Annotated in this window: 17 protein-coding genes and 3 tRNA genes; 12 read left to right on the forward strand and 8 right to left on the reverse strand. The window is 44.2% G+C overall.

Features of this window, described 5'->3' with window-relative positions; all coding sequences use genetic code 11:
• Positions 1–645: 645 nt before the first annotated feature.
• Positions 646–1,965: a tyrosine-type recombinase/integrase gene (locus AC5YB1_RS10430; RefSeq protein WP_475516858.1), complete on the reverse strand. Its 1,320-nt coding sequence runs from the start codon at positions 1,963–1,965 to the stop codon at positions 646–648.
• Between the two features lie 296 nt (positions 1,966–2,261).
• A complete protein-coding gene (locus tag AC5YB1_RS10435) occupies positions 2,262–2,765 on the reverse strand; it encodes a hypothetical protein (protein WP_475516857.1) in 504 nt (167 codons plus the stop codon).
• Between the two features lie 266 nt (positions 2,766–3,031).
• Here AC5YB1_RS10435 and ccoN point away from each other — a divergent pair, with 266 nt between their 5' ends.
• From ccoN to ttcA, 11 genes are all read left to right on the forward strand, one after another.
• Positions 3,032–4,459 (forward strand): cytochrome-c oxidase, cbb3-type subunit I, encoded by a 1,428-nt coding sequence (ccoN, locus tag AC5YB1_RS10440; protein ID WP_494519106.1) that lies wholly within the window; start codon positions 3,032–3,034, stop codon positions 4,457–4,459.
• Between the two features lie 12 nt (positions 4,460–4,471).
• Positions 4,472–5,077, forward strand: a complete 606-nt coding sequence (gene ccoO, locus AC5YB1_RS10445) for a cytochrome-c oxidase, cbb3-type subunit II (RefSeq protein ID WP_475516856.1) — start codon at positions 4,472–4,474, stop codon at positions 5,075–5,077.
• A gap of 15 nt (positions 5,078–5,092) precedes the next feature.
• Positions 5,093–5,260 (forward strand): cbb3-type cytochrome oxidase subunit 3, encoded by a 168-nt coding sequence (locus AC5YB1_RS10450; protein WP_475516855.1) that lies wholly within the window; start codon positions 5,093–5,095, stop codon positions 5,258–5,260.
• 2 nt (positions 5,261–5,262) lie between these two features.
• The gene (gene ccoP / locus AC5YB1_RS10455; RefSeq protein ID WP_475516980.1) at positions 5,263–6,231 is read left to right on the forward strand and encodes a cytochrome-c oxidase, cbb3-type subunit III; all 969 of its coding nucleotides are present in this window, start codon (positions 5,263–5,265) and stop codon (positions 6,229–6,231) included.
• Between the two features lie 109 nt (positions 6,232–6,340).
• Positions 6,341–6,820, forward strand: a complete 480-nt coding sequence (locus AC5YB1_RS10460) for a FixH family protein (RefSeq protein ID WP_494519107.1) — start codon at positions 6,341–6,343, stop codon at positions 6,818–6,820.
• A 7-nt stretch (positions 6,821–6,827) separates the two neighbouring features.
• Entirely contained in the window at positions 6,828–9,227 is a 2,400-nt protein-coding gene (locus AC5YB1_RS10465) for a heavy metal translocating P-type ATPase (protein WP_494519108.1), read from the forward strand.
• The gene (gene ccoS, locus AC5YB1_RS10470) at positions 9,224–9,406 is read left to right on the forward strand and encodes a cbb3-type cytochrome oxidase assembly protein CcoS (protein WP_494519109.1); all 183 of its coding nucleotides are present in this window, start codon (positions 9,224–9,226) and stop codon (positions 9,404–9,406) included. The genes AC5YB1_RS10465 and ccoS overlap by 4 nt, the downstream gene beginning before the upstream one ends.
• On the forward strand, positions 9,403–10,095 hold the full coding sequence (locus AC5YB1_RS10475) for a sulfite exporter TauE/SafE family protein (protein ID WP_494519110.1): 693 nt from the start codon (positions 9,403–9,405) through the stop codon (positions 10,093–10,095). Before ccoS ends, AC5YB1_RS10475 begins: the two co-directional genes overlap by 4 nt.
• 55 nt (positions 10,096–10,150) lie before the next feature.
• Positions 10,151–10,900: an electron transport transcriptional regulator EtrA gene (etrA, locus tag AC5YB1_RS10480; RefSeq protein ID WP_494519111.1), complete on the forward strand. Its 750-nt coding sequence runs from the start codon at positions 10,151–10,153 to the stop codon at positions 10,898–10,900.
• 94 nt (positions 10,901–10,994) lie between these two features.
• Positions 10,995–11,927: a universal stress protein UspE gene (uspE, locus tag AC5YB1_RS10485; protein WP_494519112.1), complete on the forward strand. Its 933-nt coding sequence runs from the start codon at positions 10,995–10,997 to the stop codon at positions 11,925–11,927.
• Positions 11,928–12,011: 84 nt separating this feature from the next.
• On the forward strand, positions 12,012–12,965 hold the full coding sequence (ttcA, locus tag AC5YB1_RS10490; protein WP_494519113.1) for a tRNA 2-thiocytidine(32) synthetase TtcA: 954 nt from the start codon (positions 12,012–12,014) through the stop codon (positions 12,963–12,965).
• Positions 12,966–13,095: 130 nt separating this feature from the next.
• Here the strand turns inward: ttcA and AC5YB1_RS10495 are convergent, their stop codons facing one another.
• On the reverse strand, positions 13,096–13,725 hold the full coding sequence (locus AC5YB1_RS10495) for a DUF2987 domain-containing protein (RefSeq protein ID WP_494519114.1): 630 nt from the start codon (positions 13,723–13,725) through the stop codon (positions 13,096–13,098).
• Entirely contained in the window at positions 13,703–14,530 is an 828-nt protein-coding gene (locus tag AC5YB1_RS10500; RefSeq protein WP_494519115.1) for a glucosaminidase domain-containing protein, read from the reverse strand. Before AC5YB1_RS10500 ends, AC5YB1_RS10495 begins: the two co-directional genes overlap by 23 nt.
• A 133-nt stretch (positions 14,531–14,663) precedes the next feature.
• On the opposite strand from AC5YB1_RS10500, the gene yvcK reads away from it, so the two are divergent.
• On the forward strand, positions 14,664–15,569 hold the full coding sequence (gene yvcK / locus AC5YB1_RS10505; RefSeq protein WP_494519116.1) for a uridine diphosphate-N-acetylglucosamine-binding protein YvcK: 906 nt from the start codon (positions 14,664–14,666) through the stop codon (positions 15,567–15,569).
• A gap of 128 nt (positions 15,570–15,697) precedes the next feature.
• On the opposite strand, the gene AC5YB1_RS10510 is transcribed toward yvcK, so the two are convergent.
• From AC5YB1_RS10510 to AC5YB1_RS10525, 4 genes are all read right to left on the reverse strand, one after another.
• A complete protein-coding gene (locus tag AC5YB1_RS10510) occupies positions 15,698–16,891 on the reverse strand; it encodes an amino acid aminotransferase (protein WP_494519117.1) in 1,194 nt (397 codons plus the stop codon).
• 297 nt (positions 16,892–17,188) lie between these two features.
• Positions 17,189–17,274 (reverse strand) — tRNA-Leu (locus tag AC5YB1_RS10515).
• A 39-nt stretch (positions 17,275–17,313) separates the two neighbouring features.
• Positions 17,314–17,387: transfer RNA gene (locus AC5YB1_RS10520), tRNA-Cys, on the reverse strand.
• 34 nt (positions 17,388–17,421) lie between these two features.
• Positions 17,422–17,497 (reverse strand) — tRNA-Gly (locus AC5YB1_RS10525).
• Positions 17,498–17,506: the final 9 nt, after the last annotated feature.

The raw sequence follows: 17,506 nt of genomic DNA on the forward strand, positions 1-17,506 counted from the left end.
AATAACGGAATAATAGTTGTGAACACAACCCCTTTTCACATTGACCTTTAATGCCGATAAGTATCATTATCGGCATTAAAATATTGGTTAAATATGGTGTAAACTTTTCTTATAATAAGCATCAAGTTCAGATGCATAGCAGATTCAAGTAAATGAATTAAAGGTGATGAACAGTACAGAAAATGTTTACCGCTATGAGTTTAAGCAGATTTGTTTTATTAATTTTTATTGAATCAACATTTTTAGCCGTAATGAGAAGGTTTACGTATAAACAATATGTAACTCTACAAGAATATTTGCGTGGATGTCATTTAAGTGGGTAATACCCTGCCCGCTCAAATAGTTATTCATTACTCTGTGTGGAACAATAAGATCCTCAAACTGAATCGAAAAAGTAAGGTCATGTTTATTTTATAAGTTTGAATAACCTTCGTTGTAACCTCTGACTAATAAGGCATACAAGCGTATAATTAGACTGCCCTAGCCCTCAAAAAAGCTCTCGCAATATACTCTAATTACGACTCAGAATATCTGTGCGATATCAACCATGCAGTCAGGTACAAATGACTTAGAACCATAGATGAAACGGCTGACTGCCTGACTTTGCCGCCTAAACCACCAACACAACTCCCCTTGTCATTTACCTTATTTTATTCCCGATAAGGTATCTATTGGTTTATTCGCCGCACTTTGGTGGCGATCCGATTGACTGGTGTGTAAATATTGCGATGTGGTATCAATACTTTCATGTCCGGCATCGGCTTGTACATGTGATAACGGTCTGCCGTGTAAATTAATATCGTGGGTGATCCCGGTATGACGAATGTTATGTACACTCAATAATCGCATCGCTTTGGCATCTTCTATCATACCGTCAGCTTCGGCGCAGTCGGCACTATACTCGATAATTTTTTGCACTTCTTCCCTCACCTGGCGAATACCAAGATTAGCGTTGATCAGTCCGCTTTCTCTACCTCGGCCAGCAGCGCGATGACGTACAAATAGTGGTGTTTGTTCATTAGAACTTGGTAGATCGCTTAAACCTAAATATTGTCTGTATTCGATTAATGCAGTGAGTATTGCATTGGATAAAGGCACTGAACGCTGCTTGCCGCCTTTGCTTTGCGGGATATTAAAGCGCCAAATACCCGTCTGTTTATTTTGAGTAAATTGCCCCATGATGGGGCTATATCCCGCCCTTGCGCTGACATCTGATACTCGTAAATAGCAAGAGTAGATGAGCTTAATTAAAAATAAACTGCGTTGATGAGTCTCTGGTGAGGTTTGGGCAAGCCCTTCAACACTGCTAATGACATATGACCATTGCAGTTCGGTAAAAGCCAAGCTGTCGATATCGTCTTGATTGACTAAAAATTTATGCTTTTTAGCAAATCGCGAGTGATTCAGCCAAGCCTGCGCTGGATTGCGCTCACAATAATCCTCGGCCATTAAAAAACCATAGTAAGATGACAAAATCGCCATTTTGGTTTTTAAGGCATTGTCACTCAGCTCATAAATCTGCTCGACGCCAAGTTGCTTTTTACCGACAAAGGGTCGCCAAAGCGGATTAGGTAGACGCTGCCCCGTTGCTTTATCAAGTTTAAATTGCGCCACATTATAATAGCCAATAAGCGCTTTAGGGGGCTGCTGGCAATAGGCTACAAACTTGTCGATATCTCGGCGTGAGATCTGCCCGGGTGATTGCTTAACCACATCAAAACACCAATGTAAAAAGCAGCTGAGTTCACTACGGTAACTTTTATAGCTGTTTTCATTGTCGCGCAGAGAAAATAATAGGTCGCAAGAGAGCTCATAAATAAAGCCCGCATCTTCAATGCCATTTATGCTCAATGCAGTGATATGTTGATTGATAATGGGGTTGCCTTGCTCGAGAAAGTCTTTTGACTCAAATAATGGCAATACATTAGGCAATGATGTGATTGATGGAGCGTGATTGTTTGGCATTAGCAAATTACTTGGAGAGTATACCGATTGATACCGCTAATTTTATCATGATTAATGCATTTAATAGCTTAATTTAATTAATCAATTCGAGTATTTAGATTAAACGGAAAACATTGAATCAAAGCTTTACACAGGACAATAAGGTTATCGTGCTTTACTTACCCAATATTAAATCCCAACAGCAAGTTAGTTTAATAAACAGCCTCGATACGCAGCTTAAAACGAACAAGGATGGCCTGATCTTATGTTTCGTCGTTAGCCGTACTCATGATGATGGCCAATCGACAAAAAATGGATTAGCGTGGATTATCGACAGCGTGATTGTCGGCTAAAAAGTCGAACATAACATGCTGTTGTTGCTCAGCGACACTAAAGCTAACAAACATCCGCCAAACCATGTAATTACTGCTACATGAGCCATAGATTAACGTGCCTTTATAGCTGCTTTTGTCGTTTTCAGTTAAATTTAAAGGAATAACCCCCATAAACATATCTCTTCCTTCAACGCGTGCGCTCAATAATTTTACGGGTTTAGAGAAGGTTAATGAAACGGCTAAGGGCTGTTCACTTGGCGTCGAACCTGGTGAAATGCTTAAGCTGACATCAATGTCATTTATTGTTTGTTGACAAGGTTTTTGGGCAAACTGACATAAGGTTTGGTCTACGGTAAATGCAGCTATTTGTCCTGTTTCATCACCCTTTACAACACTATTATTAGGCTCGGAGCATGCACTTAATAAAAGCGTGCTAAGTAGGCTAATGACGGTAATGTTAATGCGAGTTATTTGCTTGTGTAGCACAATTTTTAACCTTTTGAATCATGGTGTTTACATTCTATACGTGGACTTTGATCTGGATCAATGTTGTACTCCGCATAATTCCTATCTTTTTTGATATTGCTCAAGTATCATTGCGATACTTAACATTAATTTACATTAATGCTGAGCAACACGTTGACTCAATCAAGTTTGTTTCGTAGGAAGCAGGCTTTTTAACGTCATTCTCTAACGGGTAAAGTGTCGCTTTACTCTAACAATAAGTACAAGTAATAAGCAGTGGAAGCAATATGATGAATCATTCCCAGCCTCAAGGCGCTGATTACAATTACACTGTTGTCCGCCAATTTGCATTAACCACAGTTTTGTGGGGAATCATTGGTATGTCAATCGGTGTATTGATCGCGGCCCAGTTAATATGGCCACAACTGAACTTTGATACTCCATGGCTAACGTACAGTCGTCTTCGACCTCTGCACACAAACGCTGTGATTTTCGCGTTCGGTACTTCAGCACTTTTTGCAACATCTTACTATATCGTCCAGCGCACCTGTCAAACCCGTCTATTTGCACCTAAGCTAGCTGCATTTACTTTCTGGGGATGGCAAGCAATCCTTTTATCAGCTGTTATTACTCTGCCACTGGGGCTAACCAGTAGCAAAGAGTATGCTGAACTAGAATGGCCTATCGATATCGCTATTGCCGTCGTTTGGGTAACTTATGCGATTGTATTCTTCGGTACCATCATTAAAAGAACAACCTCGCACATTTATGTTGCGAACTGGTTTTTTGGTGCCTTTATCATTACGGTAGCCGTACTGCACATAGTTAACTCTATGGCGATACCTGTGAGCATGTTTAAGTCTTACTCTCTCTACTCTGGCGCAGTTGATGCCATGGTGCAGTGGTGGTACGGACATAACGCGGTAGGTTTCCTACTGACAGCAGGTTTCCTAGGTATGATGTATTACTTCGTGCCTAAGCAAGCAGGTCGCCCTGTTTACTCATACCGTTTATCTATTGTTCACTTTTGGGCTTTGATTGCATTGTACATTTGGGCTGGTCCTCACCACCTACATTACACTGCTTTGCCTGACTGGACTCAATCACTGGGTATGGTCATGTCGCTTATCCTATTCGCGCCTTCTTGGGGTGGTATGATCAACGGTATTATGACGCTATCAGGTGCTTGGCATAAATTAAGAACCGATCCTATTCTACGCTTCCTCGTGGTGTCATTATCTTTCTATGGTATGTCTACCTTCGAAGGCCCAATGATGGCGATTAAGACCGTTAACGCATTGTCTCACTACACTGACTGGACCATTGGTCACGTTCACTCTGGTGCGCTTGGTTGGGTTGCGATGGTGTCGATTGGTTCGTTATATCACTTAATTCCTTCTGTTTATGGCCACGGTCGTATGTACAGCACTCAGTTGATCAACGTGCATTTCTGGTTGGCGACTATCGGTACCGTACTTTATATCGTATCTATGTGGATTTCGGGTGTTATGCAGGGTCTAATGTGGCGCGCAGTTAACTCTGACGGTACCTTGACCTACAGCTTCGTTGAAGGCTTAGAAGCATCGTATCCATTCTACTTTGTTCGTTTCTTAGGTGGCGTGTTCTTTGTCACGGGTATGTTGTTAATGGCATATAACGTGTTCAAGACCGTAAAAGCACCAAAAGAATCTTTGCCAGCACTTGCTGAAGCATAAGGGGTAGATTAGATGAAATTTAATCATGAGATAGTTGAGAAAAACATCGGTCTGCTGGGCATCTTTACCGTTATTGCAATCAGTTTCGGTGGCTTGGTACAGATCACTCCTCTACTTTTTCAAAAAGATACCACTGAACCTGTCGATGGATTACGCCCTTACACAGCCCTAGAGCTTGAAGGCCGTGATATTTATATCCGCGAAGGTTGTGTTGGTTGTCACAGCCAAATGATCCGTCCATTACGTGCAGAAACTGAACGTTATGGTCACTACTCAGTTGCTGGTGAGTCAGTGTGGGAACACCCATTCCTTTGGGGTTCTAAGCGTACTGGTCCTGATCTTGCTCGTGTAGGCGGACGTTACAGTGACAAGTGGCACGAAGTGCACTTAATCGATCCTCGTGCTGTGGTACCTCAGTCAAACATGCCTGGGTTCCCATGGTTAGCAGAAAACGTACTTGACGGTAAGTTAACTGCTCAAAAGATGGAAGTGTTCCGTGGTTTCGGTGTGCCGTACACTCAGGAAGATATCGACAATGCCAAGAAGGCCGTTGAAGGTAAAACTGAGATGCAGGCAATAATTGCATACCTACAGTCGCTAGGTCACGCACTGAAATAAATTGGAGGCATAAATATGGATTACGGCACAATACAAGGGATTATCACCATTGTTGTTATGTTGACGTTTGTCGGTATTTTTGCGTGGGCTTATAGCGGTCGTCGTAAGAATCAATTTGACGAAGCCGCTAACCTTGTTTTCTCGGATGACGAGAAAAACAAGGACTCAGGAGAGCATAAGTGATGATGAGTAGCTTCTGGAGTATTTGGATTACCGTACTCACAATCGTGGTAATCGCAGGATGTTTTATCCTATTAAGACTCGTCTCTAAAAACACTACTGGTGTTGAAGAAGGCAAGTCAATGGGCCATGCCTTTGATGGTATTGAAGAGCTCAATAACCCACTACCTAAGTGGTGGAGTTATATGTTTTATCTCACAATCGTTTTCGGTGTGATTTACCTCGCTCTTTACCCAGGTTTGGGTAACTACAAAGGCTTACTCGGCTGGTCAAGCTCGAACCAAAGCATTGGTACCGAGAATGGTATTAAAGCTGATTCTGCCGCCGCTATTGAACTAGCAGCAAAAGAAGGTCGCTGGGTGCAGTATGACCAAGAAGTGAAGAAAGCCGACGAAAAATTTGGTCCAATCTTCGCGGCTTACCTTGCAACACCGTTAGAAGAATTAGTTAAAGACGAAGAAGCATTGAAAGTCGGTGGTCGTCTCTTCCTACAAAATTGTGCACAGTGTCATGGTAGTGACGCCCGTGGTAGTACTGGCTTCCCTAACCTGACAGACAATGCATGGTTGTACGGTGGTGATTTAGCGACGATTAAAACGACGCTAATGAATGGTCGTCACGGTATGATGCCACCTAAAGGCGGTTTACCTATCGATGATAGCGAACTTGAAGGATTAGCTGAGTATGTGGTTAAGCTTTCTGGTCGTGAACACGACGCCGCACTGGCAGCTCAGGGGCAAGGCTCATTCATGAAAGGCTGTTTTGCCTGTCATGGCATGGACGGTACTGGTAACAAGTTTATGGGTGCCCCTAACCTGACTGACTCTGCTTGGTTATACGGCGGTAGTCGTGGCGTGATCGTTGAAAGCATCAAAAACGGCCGTTCTGGTGTCATGCCAGCATGGAAAGACGTTTTAGGTGAAGAGAAAGTTCACGTGATCACTGCTTACGTTTATAGCTTGTCAAACAAGTAGTTACATATAAGTAACATTAAGGCCTCGAGATGATCGGGGCCTTTTTTTTAGCTGTGCTTTTACTCAATTATCGGTAAAATGAGCCCAACAAATTCAACAGGTAGTTTTCATGAATACACCGCAAGCTTGGTATAAACAATTTTGGCCTTGGTTTCTAATTATTTTGCCCTTGTGCGCCGTCATCGCCAGCATTAATTTACTGATGGTGGCCATCGATACCCAGGACTCGCTCGTGTCTGAGGATTACTATAAAGATGGTAAAGCCATCAATATGGATCTGCGTAAAATTAAGCATGCCAAACAGTTAGGTTTACAGTTTGAGCTGATAGTTAATGATGATGAAGTGCGCATAGTGCAGCACGGTGGTGAAGCATATTTAGCGGCATTAAGCGTATCGTTTTTTCACCCCACCTTAAAGCAGCGTGACTTTAGCCAAATTACCACAGCCGATGGCAATCAGGTTTACCGTATCAAGTTGGCCGAACCTATCTCTGGCGCCTGGGAAGTACGACTCGAAGGATTCGATCAAACTTGGCGTATTCAACAGCGTCTTGATCTTAAAGACGCTGCTCAGTACTGGCTAAATTAGTTTTCACATGAATAACCTTGAGTGTTTTCATTGCAGCGAGCCAGTATTAACTGGCTCGCAGTTTGTCACCGTTATTGATAATACCCCGCAACCCATGTGCTGTCCGGGTTGCCAAGCGGTATCAAAGGCCATTATCGACGCTGGCTTGAGTAATTATTACCGTTACCGTACCGAGCCTGGTAACAAACAGACGGCACTGGTGCCTGAAGCACTCAATGCCAATTCAGCTTTTGACCTTAAAGAGGTCCAGCAAGATTTTGTCCATCAACAGGACAATATTAGTCAAGTTTCATTGACCATCGATGGCATAACCTGCGCTGCGTGTGCCTGGTTGATAGAACATAAGTTAAAGCTGGTCGATGGGATAGTGAACATTGCTGTTAACACCACCACAGAGCGAGCCTTGGTGACTTGGGACCAAAGCCGAATTAAGCTTAGTGAGATCCTCAATTTAATCAGTAATATCGGCTACCAGGCAGCGCCTTATCAAGTCGATGATGAAGAGATCCAGACCAAAAAAAATAGCCGTAAATTTTTATTAAGACTCGGGCTAGCCGGCTTTGCCACCATGCAGGTGATGATGTTCGCCCTCGCCCTCTATTCCGAATACTTTACCGATCTGGATGTTGAATACCGCGACTATTTCCGCTGGGTCAGCATGATGTTTGCCGCACCAGTGGTGTTCTACTCGGCACAGCCTTTCTATTTTAGTGCCATTCGCTCCATGCTTTCGGGGCGGTTAAATATGGACGTGTCGGTGTCGATTGCTATTTGCGGCGCCTATATTGCCAGTTGTATTGCTACCGTCAGCGGCCAAGGAGAGGTCTATTTTGAATCGGTCAGCATGTTCACTTTCTTCTTGCTGTTGGGGCGTTACCTTGAGCAAAACGCGCGTCAAAAAGCGTCCGTCAGCTCCAATAATTTACATAAACTGATCCCCTTAACCGCACATTTAGTTGATGCTGACGGCCAGCACAGTGAAGTTCCTGCGAAACGTTTACGCATTGGCGACATTATTCTCATTAAACCGGGTGAAACCATTAGCGCCGATGGCGATATTATTGAAGGTAGCAGCAGTGTTAACGAAGCAATGTTAACTGGCGAGCAGATGCCGGTGACTAAACGGATGTCGAGCCAAGTATTTGCAGGCACTATCAATGTTGACCACCCAATTAAGGTGCGCGTCACTGCCATCGGACAAGATCAGTTAGTCGCTGAGATCATTCGCCTGCAAGAAGCCGCATCCAACAACAAGCCTGCAGTAGCGTTATACGTTGATACCATCTCTAATTATTTTACTTGGACGATTTTGATTATCGCCTTGTTAACCTACCTAGTGTGGAAGGCCTATTGGCCTGAAGATGCTTTTTGGGTGACCTTATCAGTACTGGTCGCGACCTGCCCCTGCGCACTAGCGCTTGCAACCCCTACCGCCGTCACTTGCGCTACTGGGTTATTTACACGAATGGGTGTCGTAGCGCGTCAATCGGGCGTATTTGAAAAGCTGCCGCTAATTAATCATGTGGTGTTTGATAAAACAGGCACCCTCACCTGTGGCAGCCTGACGGTGGCAAACACTCGGTTACACAGTGATATTAACCAAGCGCAAGCATTGGCCTTAGCGGCGGCATTAGAGTCCACATCACTTCATCCAATCGCGCGTGCCTTTGAACGTTATCGCGCCGATGATATTCGGGTCACTGATAGCCGTAATCATGCGGGTTCAGGTATTGAAGGAATGATAAATCAGCAGCACTATATTATTGGCAGTGCTGATTTTATACACCAGCGTCTTGGTATTGAGTGCCCGCCTAGTGCGCAGCAATGTGTTTACCTTAGCCGCGATAAACAGCTCATTGCCAGCTTCGAATTAATTGATAACATTCGCCCCGATGCCTTAACGACCGTTAACTTGCTACGCGGATCAGGCTGTGAGGTGAGCATTGCCAGTGGCGATAACTCAGCTCATGTTGATGAAGTGGCTCGCGCTATGGGCATAACCAATGTGCATAAAGCACTTAAGCCACAAGACAAGTTACGCCTAATTGAACACTTGCAACAGACACAGCAAGTCGCCATGTTTGGCGATGGTATTAACGATGCACCAGTATTAGCCGGCGCGAATTTGTCTGTGGCTATGGGCAGCGGTGCTGCCATAACCAAAAACAGTGCCGATCTCATTTTACTAGGTGATCAACTGGCCCGCTTTACTGATGCAATGGTGGTTGCCAAGTTAACCGGTAAAATCATTAAGCAAAATCTCTTTTGGGCGTTGGGCTACAACTTATTTATTATTCCGTTAGCGGTCACAGGCCACGTCGTGCCCTACATCGCTGCTATCGGCATGTCAGCCAGTTCACTTATTGTCGTGGCAAACAGCCTTAGACTATTGAAGGTACGAGTATGAGTATTATCTATGTGTTAATCCCCATTGCGATGTTGTTTGTACTCATCGCGGTAGGGATTTTTTTCTGGGCAGTAAAATCTGAGCAGTTTGATGATCTTGACCGCCAAAGCGTATCAATCTTGTTTGATGATGACGTCAAGCCGTCAACGTCAAAAGACGATGAGAGCAAACCGCAGTGATCGACTTTACCGTTACTGGTGCGTTTATTGTGGGCTTGATGGGCGCTGGTCATTGTATCGGTATGTGTGGTGGACTCGTGGGGGCGATATCGCAGCAGATGCCTTCTCAAACGAAAGGCAATGCACTGGCGGCTAAACTGCAATTTATTATCAGCTATAACACCGGACGTATCCTCAGTTATACCCTAGCTGGCGCCTTAATTGGTGGCTCGGCCAGCTTACTCAGTACCCTGTTTAGTTTAGATATCTACTTGCTCACTATGCGTATGTTGGCAGGGGTAATGATGATCGCCACTGGATTATATATCGCCAAAATTTGGTCTGGCATAGTGCAAGTAGAGCGACTCGGAAAACGGGTTTGGCAGGTGTTAGGCCCCATAGCCAATCGCTTACTGCCCATTAAAAGTTTAAAACAAGCTTTTGTGGCTGGCGTAATCTGGGGCTGGTTACCTTGCGGTTTGGTTTACAGCACCTTGACCTGGGCAGTGGCGGCGAATTCGGCGCAACAAGGGGCGCTGATCATGGCGGCGTTTGGACTCGGTACTCTACCAGCACTATTCAGTGCTGGTGTCGCAGCGCAAGTGTTTGCCCAATTCGTGTTACGAAATTCGGTGCGTATGATCAGCGGCCTTCTGTTAGTTGGCTTTGGCATACACACTTTGTATATTGCAATTGCGCAGCTAAACTAGCTCACTCTATTAAATTAGTTTAACATGGGCATAACTGTGAAATTCGAGAGATATTATGACGGATACCATTAAAAATCGTCGTTCAGCAGCTCCTGGCTGCGCTATTCATTGTCATGACTGTAGTATGGGTAGCCTTTGCATACCTTTCACATTAAATAACAATGAATTAGATCAGCTCGACGAGATCATTGAGCGTAAGAAGCCGATTCAAAAAGGTGAGCAGATTTTTAAATCTGGTGACGTACTAAAATCTCTCTATGCCATTCGCTCAGGTACCATTAAAAGCTTTACCATTACCGAGCAAGGCGATGAACAGATCACAGGTTTTCATTTGGCTGGCGATGTGATCGGTTTTGATGGTATTCACTCACAAATTCATCAGAGTTTCGCCCAAGCATTAGAAACCTCAATGGTGTGTGAAATTCCCTATGAAACCCTAGACGATTTATCTGGTACCATGCCTAAATTACGTCAGCAGATCATGCGCTTAATGAGTAACGAGATTCAAAGCGACCAAGAGATGATCTTATTACTGAGTAAGAAAAATGCCGAAGAGCGCCTCGCCGCTTTTATCAGTAATCTCGCTAATCGTTTTGGTAATCGTGGTTTCTCACCTAAAGAATTTCGCTTAACCATGACCCGTGGTGATATCGGCAACTATCTTGGCTTGACGGTCGAAACCATCAGCCGACTACTCGGCCGTTTTCAAAAATCAGAATTGATTGAAGTAAAAGGGAAGTATATTACTATCATCGATTTTGAGTCACTTAATAAACTCGCGGGTAACAATAAAATCGGTCGTTAAACAAGCGAATAAATGGGTAAACTTGATCTAAAACAAGGCAATTTACCCGTTATCGACCATTATTAAATTACAACGTCAGATAAAGGAATAATCTATGAAGGACTATCATAAAATCCTTGTTGTAGTGGACCCTACAAGCGATGAGCAACCGGCACTTGCAAGAGCTGTTGAGCTTGCCGTTAAAAACCATGCCGAAATTACGGTATTCTTGTCTATATTCGATTTTTCCTACGAAATGACCTCCATACTATCGGGCCAAGAACGCGAAGCCATGCGTCAAGGCGTGATAGCGCAGCGTCAAGCATGGTTAGCCGATATTTTGTTGCAATACAAAGATAGCGGTATCGATATTCAAAGTGAAGTCGTGTGGCATAATCGCCCGTTTGAAAGCATTATTCTACATGCGATCGAAGGCGAATTTGACCTCATTGTTAAAGGTACCCATCAGCACGATAAGCTTAAATCGGTGATTTTCACCCCTACCGACTGGCACCTAATGCGTAAAGCGCCTGTGCCGGTACTGCTGGTTAAAGAACATGACTGGCCAGTAGCAGGAAAAATACTGTGTGCCATCAACGTGGCATCAGAAGATGACGATCATCAAACCCTTAATGGCAAGATAATCGAACACGGCCAAGACTTAGCCAAGAAGTTTGATGCTAAAGTGCATCTCGTTAATGGTTATCCAGGCACACCGGTAAACTTAGCGATTGAACTGCCCGACTTTGATGCACATACCTATAGCGAAACCATTCGCATGCAGCATGAACAACGAGTTTGGCATTTGGCCAATCAATATGGCATCTCAACGGATTTTTGTCATATTAAAGAAGGGTTACCTGAAGATGTTATCCCTGAACTGGCTGAACAACTCGATGCAGAACTGGTGATCCTTGGCACCGTTGGTCGTACCGGATTTTCGGCAGCATTAATTGGTAATACCGCGGAGCATGTTATCGATAGCATTAATTGTGATTTATTGGCAGTTAAACCTGATGGTTATAAGTCACCGCTCGAAGATGAGTAACAGCTAACGCACCGCTTCTTTAGACCATTGATTTAAGCTATACTACGCGCCCAGAATTTGATGATACTAGGCGCGTTTTTTATTATGTCTGATGATACTCTCTTAAAAAAACAGACCACACGGTTAAATAAGCTACAGAAGCGTCTTAGACGTGAAGTGGGTAGCGCTATCGCTGATTACAATATGATTGAAGACGGTGATACTGTCATGTGCTGCCTTTCGGGTGGCAAAGATAGTTACGCAATGCTCGACATTTTACTTAATTTACAGCAGCGTGCGCCGATCTCTTTTAAACTGGTTGCAGTCAATCTTGATCAAAAGCAACCGGGTTTCCCTGAAGATATTTTGCCAGCGTATCTTGATACGTTAAATGTACCGTATCATATTCTTGAAAAAGACACCTACTCTATCGTTAAAGATAAGATCCCTGAAGGTAAAACCACTTGCTCTTTGTGCAGTCGTTTACGCCGAGGCACCTTATACGGTTTTGCGCAGCAGATAGGTGCCAACAAAATTGCGCTTGGCCACCACCGCGACGACATTATCGAAACCCTGTTTTTAAACATGTTTTATGCGGGCAAACTAAAAGCCATGCCACCTAAATTACTCTCAGATGATGGCGCTAACGTGGTTATTCGTCCCTTGGCGTACAGCCGAGAGAAAGACATTGCCGAGTACGCCGCCTTAAAAGATTTTCCAATCATCCCTTGTAACCTGTGTGGTTCACAAGAAAATCTTAAACGCGCAGCCGTAAAAGAGATGCTTAGCACCTGGGACAAACAGTTTCCTGGCCGTATCGAAACGATTTTTACCGCTATGCAAAATACTAGCCCATCGCAAGGGGTAGACAGAGCGCAATTTGACTTTACTTCGCTTACGCGCGATCCAGACGCCCCGATGAAAGGTGATGTGGCCGAATCAGATCTGCCCGCCTTTGATTTTCTCGATATTGCCAATAACGGTCATATCGACTTAGATGCGGCTAAGCGCAATACCGATGCCTTAAAAATTGAGGTTGTCAGTACCTATACGCCTTAGCATTTAATGCCCAGAGCGCGACATAAAAAAACCTCCGATGGAGGTTTTTTTATGTCTGTGATTTTTATCCGTTATCGACGATTAACCCTCTATAAAACAACCTGTAAAGGGCTGAGTAACAAGCTATCTGTTATTTATCGCTAGCATTGACCCAAGGGCTGACGACATCAGGGCGGCGATCAAAGCTAATGCTATCTAGCTGATTGATACGTTCACGAGACAATCGGAAAATACCTTCGAAGCCAATGGTTTCGCCATCAATCTTTACTGTTGCGGCTTGGTCAAATTCAAAGTTAAGGCCACGAATATCATCAGTAAAATAACGCATAGGGAAGCCCTGCATGGTATGCAGTAGATCATCCATTTGTGCTTGCAACATGACTAAGTCAGCTTGTTGATATTGCGGCTGTGTTTGCTTGGCGCGTATTTGCATCGCAATGCCACATTGGCTGGCGTCATTTTCCATCTCTAAATGCACTAATGCCCTGTCCGATTTAAGCCTGCCATCATAGGGAATAAAAATGCGCTGCGAGTCAGTAATGGTTAATGGGAACTGCTCTTTTTCGGTCGCAATATAGCCACTTATTACCACGCAGCCTTGCGCTTTGGGTACTGAAAAAGTTAACTCAATCAACGGATAATGGCCTTTACTCACCTGTTTAAGACGTTGATAAAAACCTTGGTATTCCAGCGATATCGGCGTTGCTTGAGCAGTAATACTGCCAAGCAGTAGGCAACTAAACAGCAGAGCCTTGTTCATAGTTTTCCACCAAAAATTGATTATTGTGACGTAACATATCGAGCAATTCTTCGATATAAGCTTCTTGTCGTTCAGAATAATTGAGCAAACCATAGACTAATTTGTCAGCTCTAACGTGCTCCCCTTGAGCGCGTAGATCGGCACGAATAGATCGCAATAGCGAATAGGCGGCGTTCGAATTTAAATTACGCATGTAAGAGCCCACAGAATCATCGACACTGTTAAACACGGCGACTTCATGGCTCATCCCTTCACTGCGTGATTGTGGTACAAGACCACAGCCTTTTCTAAAGCACCATTGACCAAAAAAGTTAAGTCCCTCTTTAGCAAAGCGGCTACTGCCCCAACCCGTTTCATTGGCAGCCTGAATTAATACTAAGTCTTCTGGGATAATATCGACACGTCTAAGTAACTGATTAAGATTCTCAACGGTCACGCTGCGCATGCTGTATTGGTATTTACTGGCTAATTGCTGAATACGAAACTGCTCCGCTTCAGAAAGCACTTCTTCGTCTGCGAGATGTTGTTGCGCTGCAAGCAGAAACTTGCGCTCTTCTGCAATAATATTATTGTGATGCTGCACTGCAGGGCGTAAGAAATCAAAGAAAGCTTTTTTCTTTTCTGCCACATCGGCAATCGCTTCGAAATTTGGGATTTGGCTGTATTGACGCTTATTTTTTAATAACTGGCCTTGGCTGCTCTCTTCGCTGGGCTGCTGGTCAACCAGCAAGAGCTTCACCGCCAATAGGGCTGCCACCACAATGGCCAACGATAAGATAACTTTATTTATACTACCTGTTTTCAAATTGCTAACTCTTTTAAGGGTTTAGGAGGAGATTATATGCGATTTGTGCCGCAAAACAAAACCGCTATGCCTCAAGGCATTATTCGCTATAATATCTCGCGATATATTGGGGATTCAGGAAGGAAAAACCCGCATGCACAACTCTGCACTTAATCAATTTACAAATGTGGTTGCCATTGGTGGCGGTCATGGGCTGGGACGAGTGCTTTCTGCATTATCATTTTTAGGCCCGAGGCTGACAGGCATTGTGGCCACCACTGATAATGGTGGCTCAACGGGGCGATTAAGACAGCAGCAAGATTGCATTGCATGGGGAGATTTACGCAATTGTTTATCACAACTTGCATCGCGGCCATCTGTAGGCTCACTATTATTTGAATACCGCTTTAGTGGCCAGCATGAGTTAAATAATCATAACCTCGGCAACCTTATTTTATTGGCGCTCGATGAACTTTGTGTCCGCCCTCTTGATGCCGTTAACTTGATCCGTAAGCTGCTCAATATCGAAACCCAAGTGATCCCAATGTCGGAGCAGCCAACCCATTTAGTCGCCATACAATCTTGTGGTACTAAGATTTTAGGCGAGGTGGAAGTGGATGGTATGACAGAATCGCCTATCGCTTTATCACTTGAGCCAATGGTTGAGGCAACAGCCGAAGCCTGCAATGCGATAAAAGCCGCCGATTTGATTATTTTAGGCCCTGGTAGTTTTCTCACCAGTATCATGCCGCCCTTATTATTGCCTATCTTAAGCGAAGCTTTGGCGAGCAGTAACGGCAAGGTTATTTTTATCGATAACTTAACTGCCGAGCCGTCATCGGCAGTGGATTTTAGTCTCGAAAAACGCTTACATTGGTGCGAGCAAGTGCTGGGGAATAAAGTGATTAACCACGTATTAAGCCATGGTGAGCAGTGCCACACTGAAGGTAATATCACCTACTTTCCGCTGCGCAGTAAACATCATGTAGGCCTACATGATCGCAGCGCTTTAGCTGAAGCTATCTCCTTTATCACTCAGCTGCCTACGCTCGAATCTTAATGGCTTAACCACCACTCACATCGCTTAAACACGATACAAAGCGAAAGCACTAAAAAAACGGTTAGCGCGTAAGGCGATAACCGTTTTATGAAGAACACATGTGATCAGTACATTAGCGTCGTTGTAATTTACACCACTTGCGCGATAGCCTTGCAGATTGCTGGCATATTGTCACGGGTCATCCCCGCCACACTGATACGGCCAGATCCGACAATATAAATACCAAACTCGTCACGTAGACGTTCGACTTGGGCTTTGTTCAGCCCAGAGAAGCTAAACATGCCATTTTGCGTCGAAATAAAGCTAAAATCTTGGCTAACACCAGCGCTTTTAAGAGTATCAACAAACAGAACCCGCATCTGAGCAATACGTTCACGCATCTGTTGTAGCTCTACTTCCCACATAGCTCTTAATTCATTGTCACCCAAAATGGTGGCTACGATCAGCGCGCCATGAGCCGGAGGATTAGAATAGTTACCTCGAATAGTGCTCTTCACCTGGCTAAATGCAGTTTTAGCTGTGTCTTGATCTTTCGCCACCAAAGTAACAGCGCCAATACGTTCGTTATAGAGGCCGAAGTTTTTAGAAAATGAGTTAGCCACGATCAGTTCAGGAACGATATCGGCAACCAAACGTAACCCTTGGGCATCTTCTTCAACACCGTCACCAAAGCCTTGGTAGGCAAAATCGAATAAGGGCACTAATTCTTTTTGTAAACATAACTCAGCAACGGCTTGCCATTGGTTCTGATTAAGATCGATACCCGTTGGGTTATGACAACAGCCATGCAACAGCACTAAGTCCCCAGCTTTGGCGGTGGCTAAATCAGCCAGCATTGCGTCAAAATCCATGCTATGAGTTGGCGCATCATAATAACGATACTGTTTTACTTGCAGCTGGGCAGACTGAAAAATATTGTTGTGGTTGGCCCAGGTTGGGTTACTCACCCAAATGGTATTAGAGTCAGTATTGCGTGCCACAAATTCAGCAGCCACTCGCAGAGAACCTGTACCGCCTGGCGCCTGAGCGGTCACGGTACGTTGTTGTTGCAATACTTGATGTTGCTCACCAAAAAGCAATGTTTGTACCGCGCTGTTATAAGCCTGTACGCCATCGATACCGAGATAACTTTTACTTGTTTCATTATCAAGCAGTTTTTGCTCTGCTAATTTAACCGACTTAAGAATAGGAGTTTGACCTGACTCATCCTTATAGATCCCTACTCCCAAATTAACTTTATCTGAACGTGGGTCGGCTTTAAAAGCATCGGTAAGGCCAAGAATGGGATCGGCTGGAGCCAGTTCTACCTGGTTAAATATCATGACAGCATTCCTAAAAATTAGAGTAAATGTAGGGAGTTCGCCGCCATTTATACCATTGTCGACGACGGCTTCATAGCGGATTTTCATCAGCATCCGTTTTTTTGCGTTGCGATAGGGTTTATCTCATTTTTCTGCTTAATAACTATCGATATTGCAATATATGGGTAAGATTTTCACGTTCGGTTAATTGCGTAGCGATGACACTCTATCACGGTTTTATATCGCGTTTAATGGCTAAGCAGATTGACGAAAACAAAAAGGCCTCAACTTAGTTGAGGCCTTTTTGTCATCTTAAGATGGTACCCGTGGCCAGACTTGAACTGGCACGCTTATTCAGCGAGGGATTTTAAATCCCTTGTGTCTACCGATTCCACCACACGGGCAATGTGTGCGTTTTATCGCTGTTGCGCTAAAACTTAAAGTGGAGGCGCGACCCGGAGTCGAACCGAGATCGACGGATTTGCAATCCGCAGCATAGCCATTCTGCCATCGCGCCTTATATTGAAGGCGTTAAGGCCAACCCTAAAGATTGGAGCGACATATCGGGTTCGAACCGATGACCTATACCTTGGCAAGGTATCGCTCTACCAACTGAGCTAATGTCGCAAGTCTTAA

The sequence above is a fragment of the Shewanella sp. 433 genome, from assembly GCF_059338565.1.

What these genes read in the sequence shown, in the direction of transcription:
- AC5YB1_RS10430 (WP_475516858.1), bottom strand. Translation starts at nt 1,965, where the DNA reads ATGCCAAACAATCACGCTCCATCAATCACATCATTGCCTAATGTATTG.
- ccoN (WP_494519106.1), top strand. Translation starts at nt 3,032, where the DNA reads ATGATGAATCATTCCCAGCCTCAAGGCGCTGATTACAATTACACTGTT.
- ccoO (WP_475516856.1), top strand. Translation starts at nt 4,472, where the DNA reads ATGAAATTTAATCATGAGATAGTTGAGAAAAACATCGGTCTGCTGGGC.
- AC5YB1_RS10450 (WP_475516855.1), top strand. Translation starts at nt 5,093, where the DNA reads ATGGATTACGGCACAATACAAGGGATTATCACCATTGTTGTTATGTTG.
- ccoP (WP_475516980.1), top strand. Translation starts at nt 5,263, where the DNA reads ATGAGTAGCTTCTGGAGTATTTGGATTACCGTACTCACAATCGTGGTA.
- AC5YB1_RS10460 (WP_494519107.1), top strand. Translation starts at nt 6,341, where the DNA reads ATGAATACACCGCAAGCTTGGTATAAACAATTTTGGCCTTGGTTTCTA.
- AC5YB1_RS10465 (WP_494519108.1), top strand. Translation starts at nt 6,828, where the DNA reads ATGAATAACCTTGAGTGTTTTCATTGCAGCGAGCCAGTATTAACTGGC.
- ccoS (WP_494519109.1), top strand. Translation starts at nt 9,224, where the DNA reads ATGAGTATTATCTATGTGTTAATCCCCATTGCGATGTTGTTTGTACTC.
- etrA (WP_494519111.1), top strand. Translation starts at nt 10,151, where the DNA reads ATGACGGATACCATTAAAAATCGTCGTTCAGCAGCTCCTGGCTGCGCT.
- uspE (WP_494519112.1), top strand. Translation starts at nt 10,995, where the DNA reads ATGAAGGACTATCATAAAATCCTTGTTGTAGTGGACCCTACAAGCGAT.
- ttcA (WP_494519113.1), top strand. Translation starts at nt 12,012, where the DNA reads ATGTCTGATGATACTCTCTTAAAAAAACAGACCACACGGTTAAATAAG.
- AC5YB1_RS10495 (WP_494519114.1), bottom strand. Translation starts at nt 13,725, where the DNA reads ATGAACAAGGCTCTGCTGTTTAGTTGCCTACTGCTTGGCAGTATTACT.
- yvcK (WP_494519116.1), top strand. Translation starts at nt 14,664, where the DNA reads ATGCACAACTCTGCACTTAATCAATTTACAAATGTGGTTGCCATTGGT.
- AC5YB1_RS10510 (WP_494519117.1), bottom strand. Translation starts at nt 16,891, where the DNA reads ATGATATTTAACCAGGTAGAACTGGCTCCAGCCGATCCCATTCTTGGC.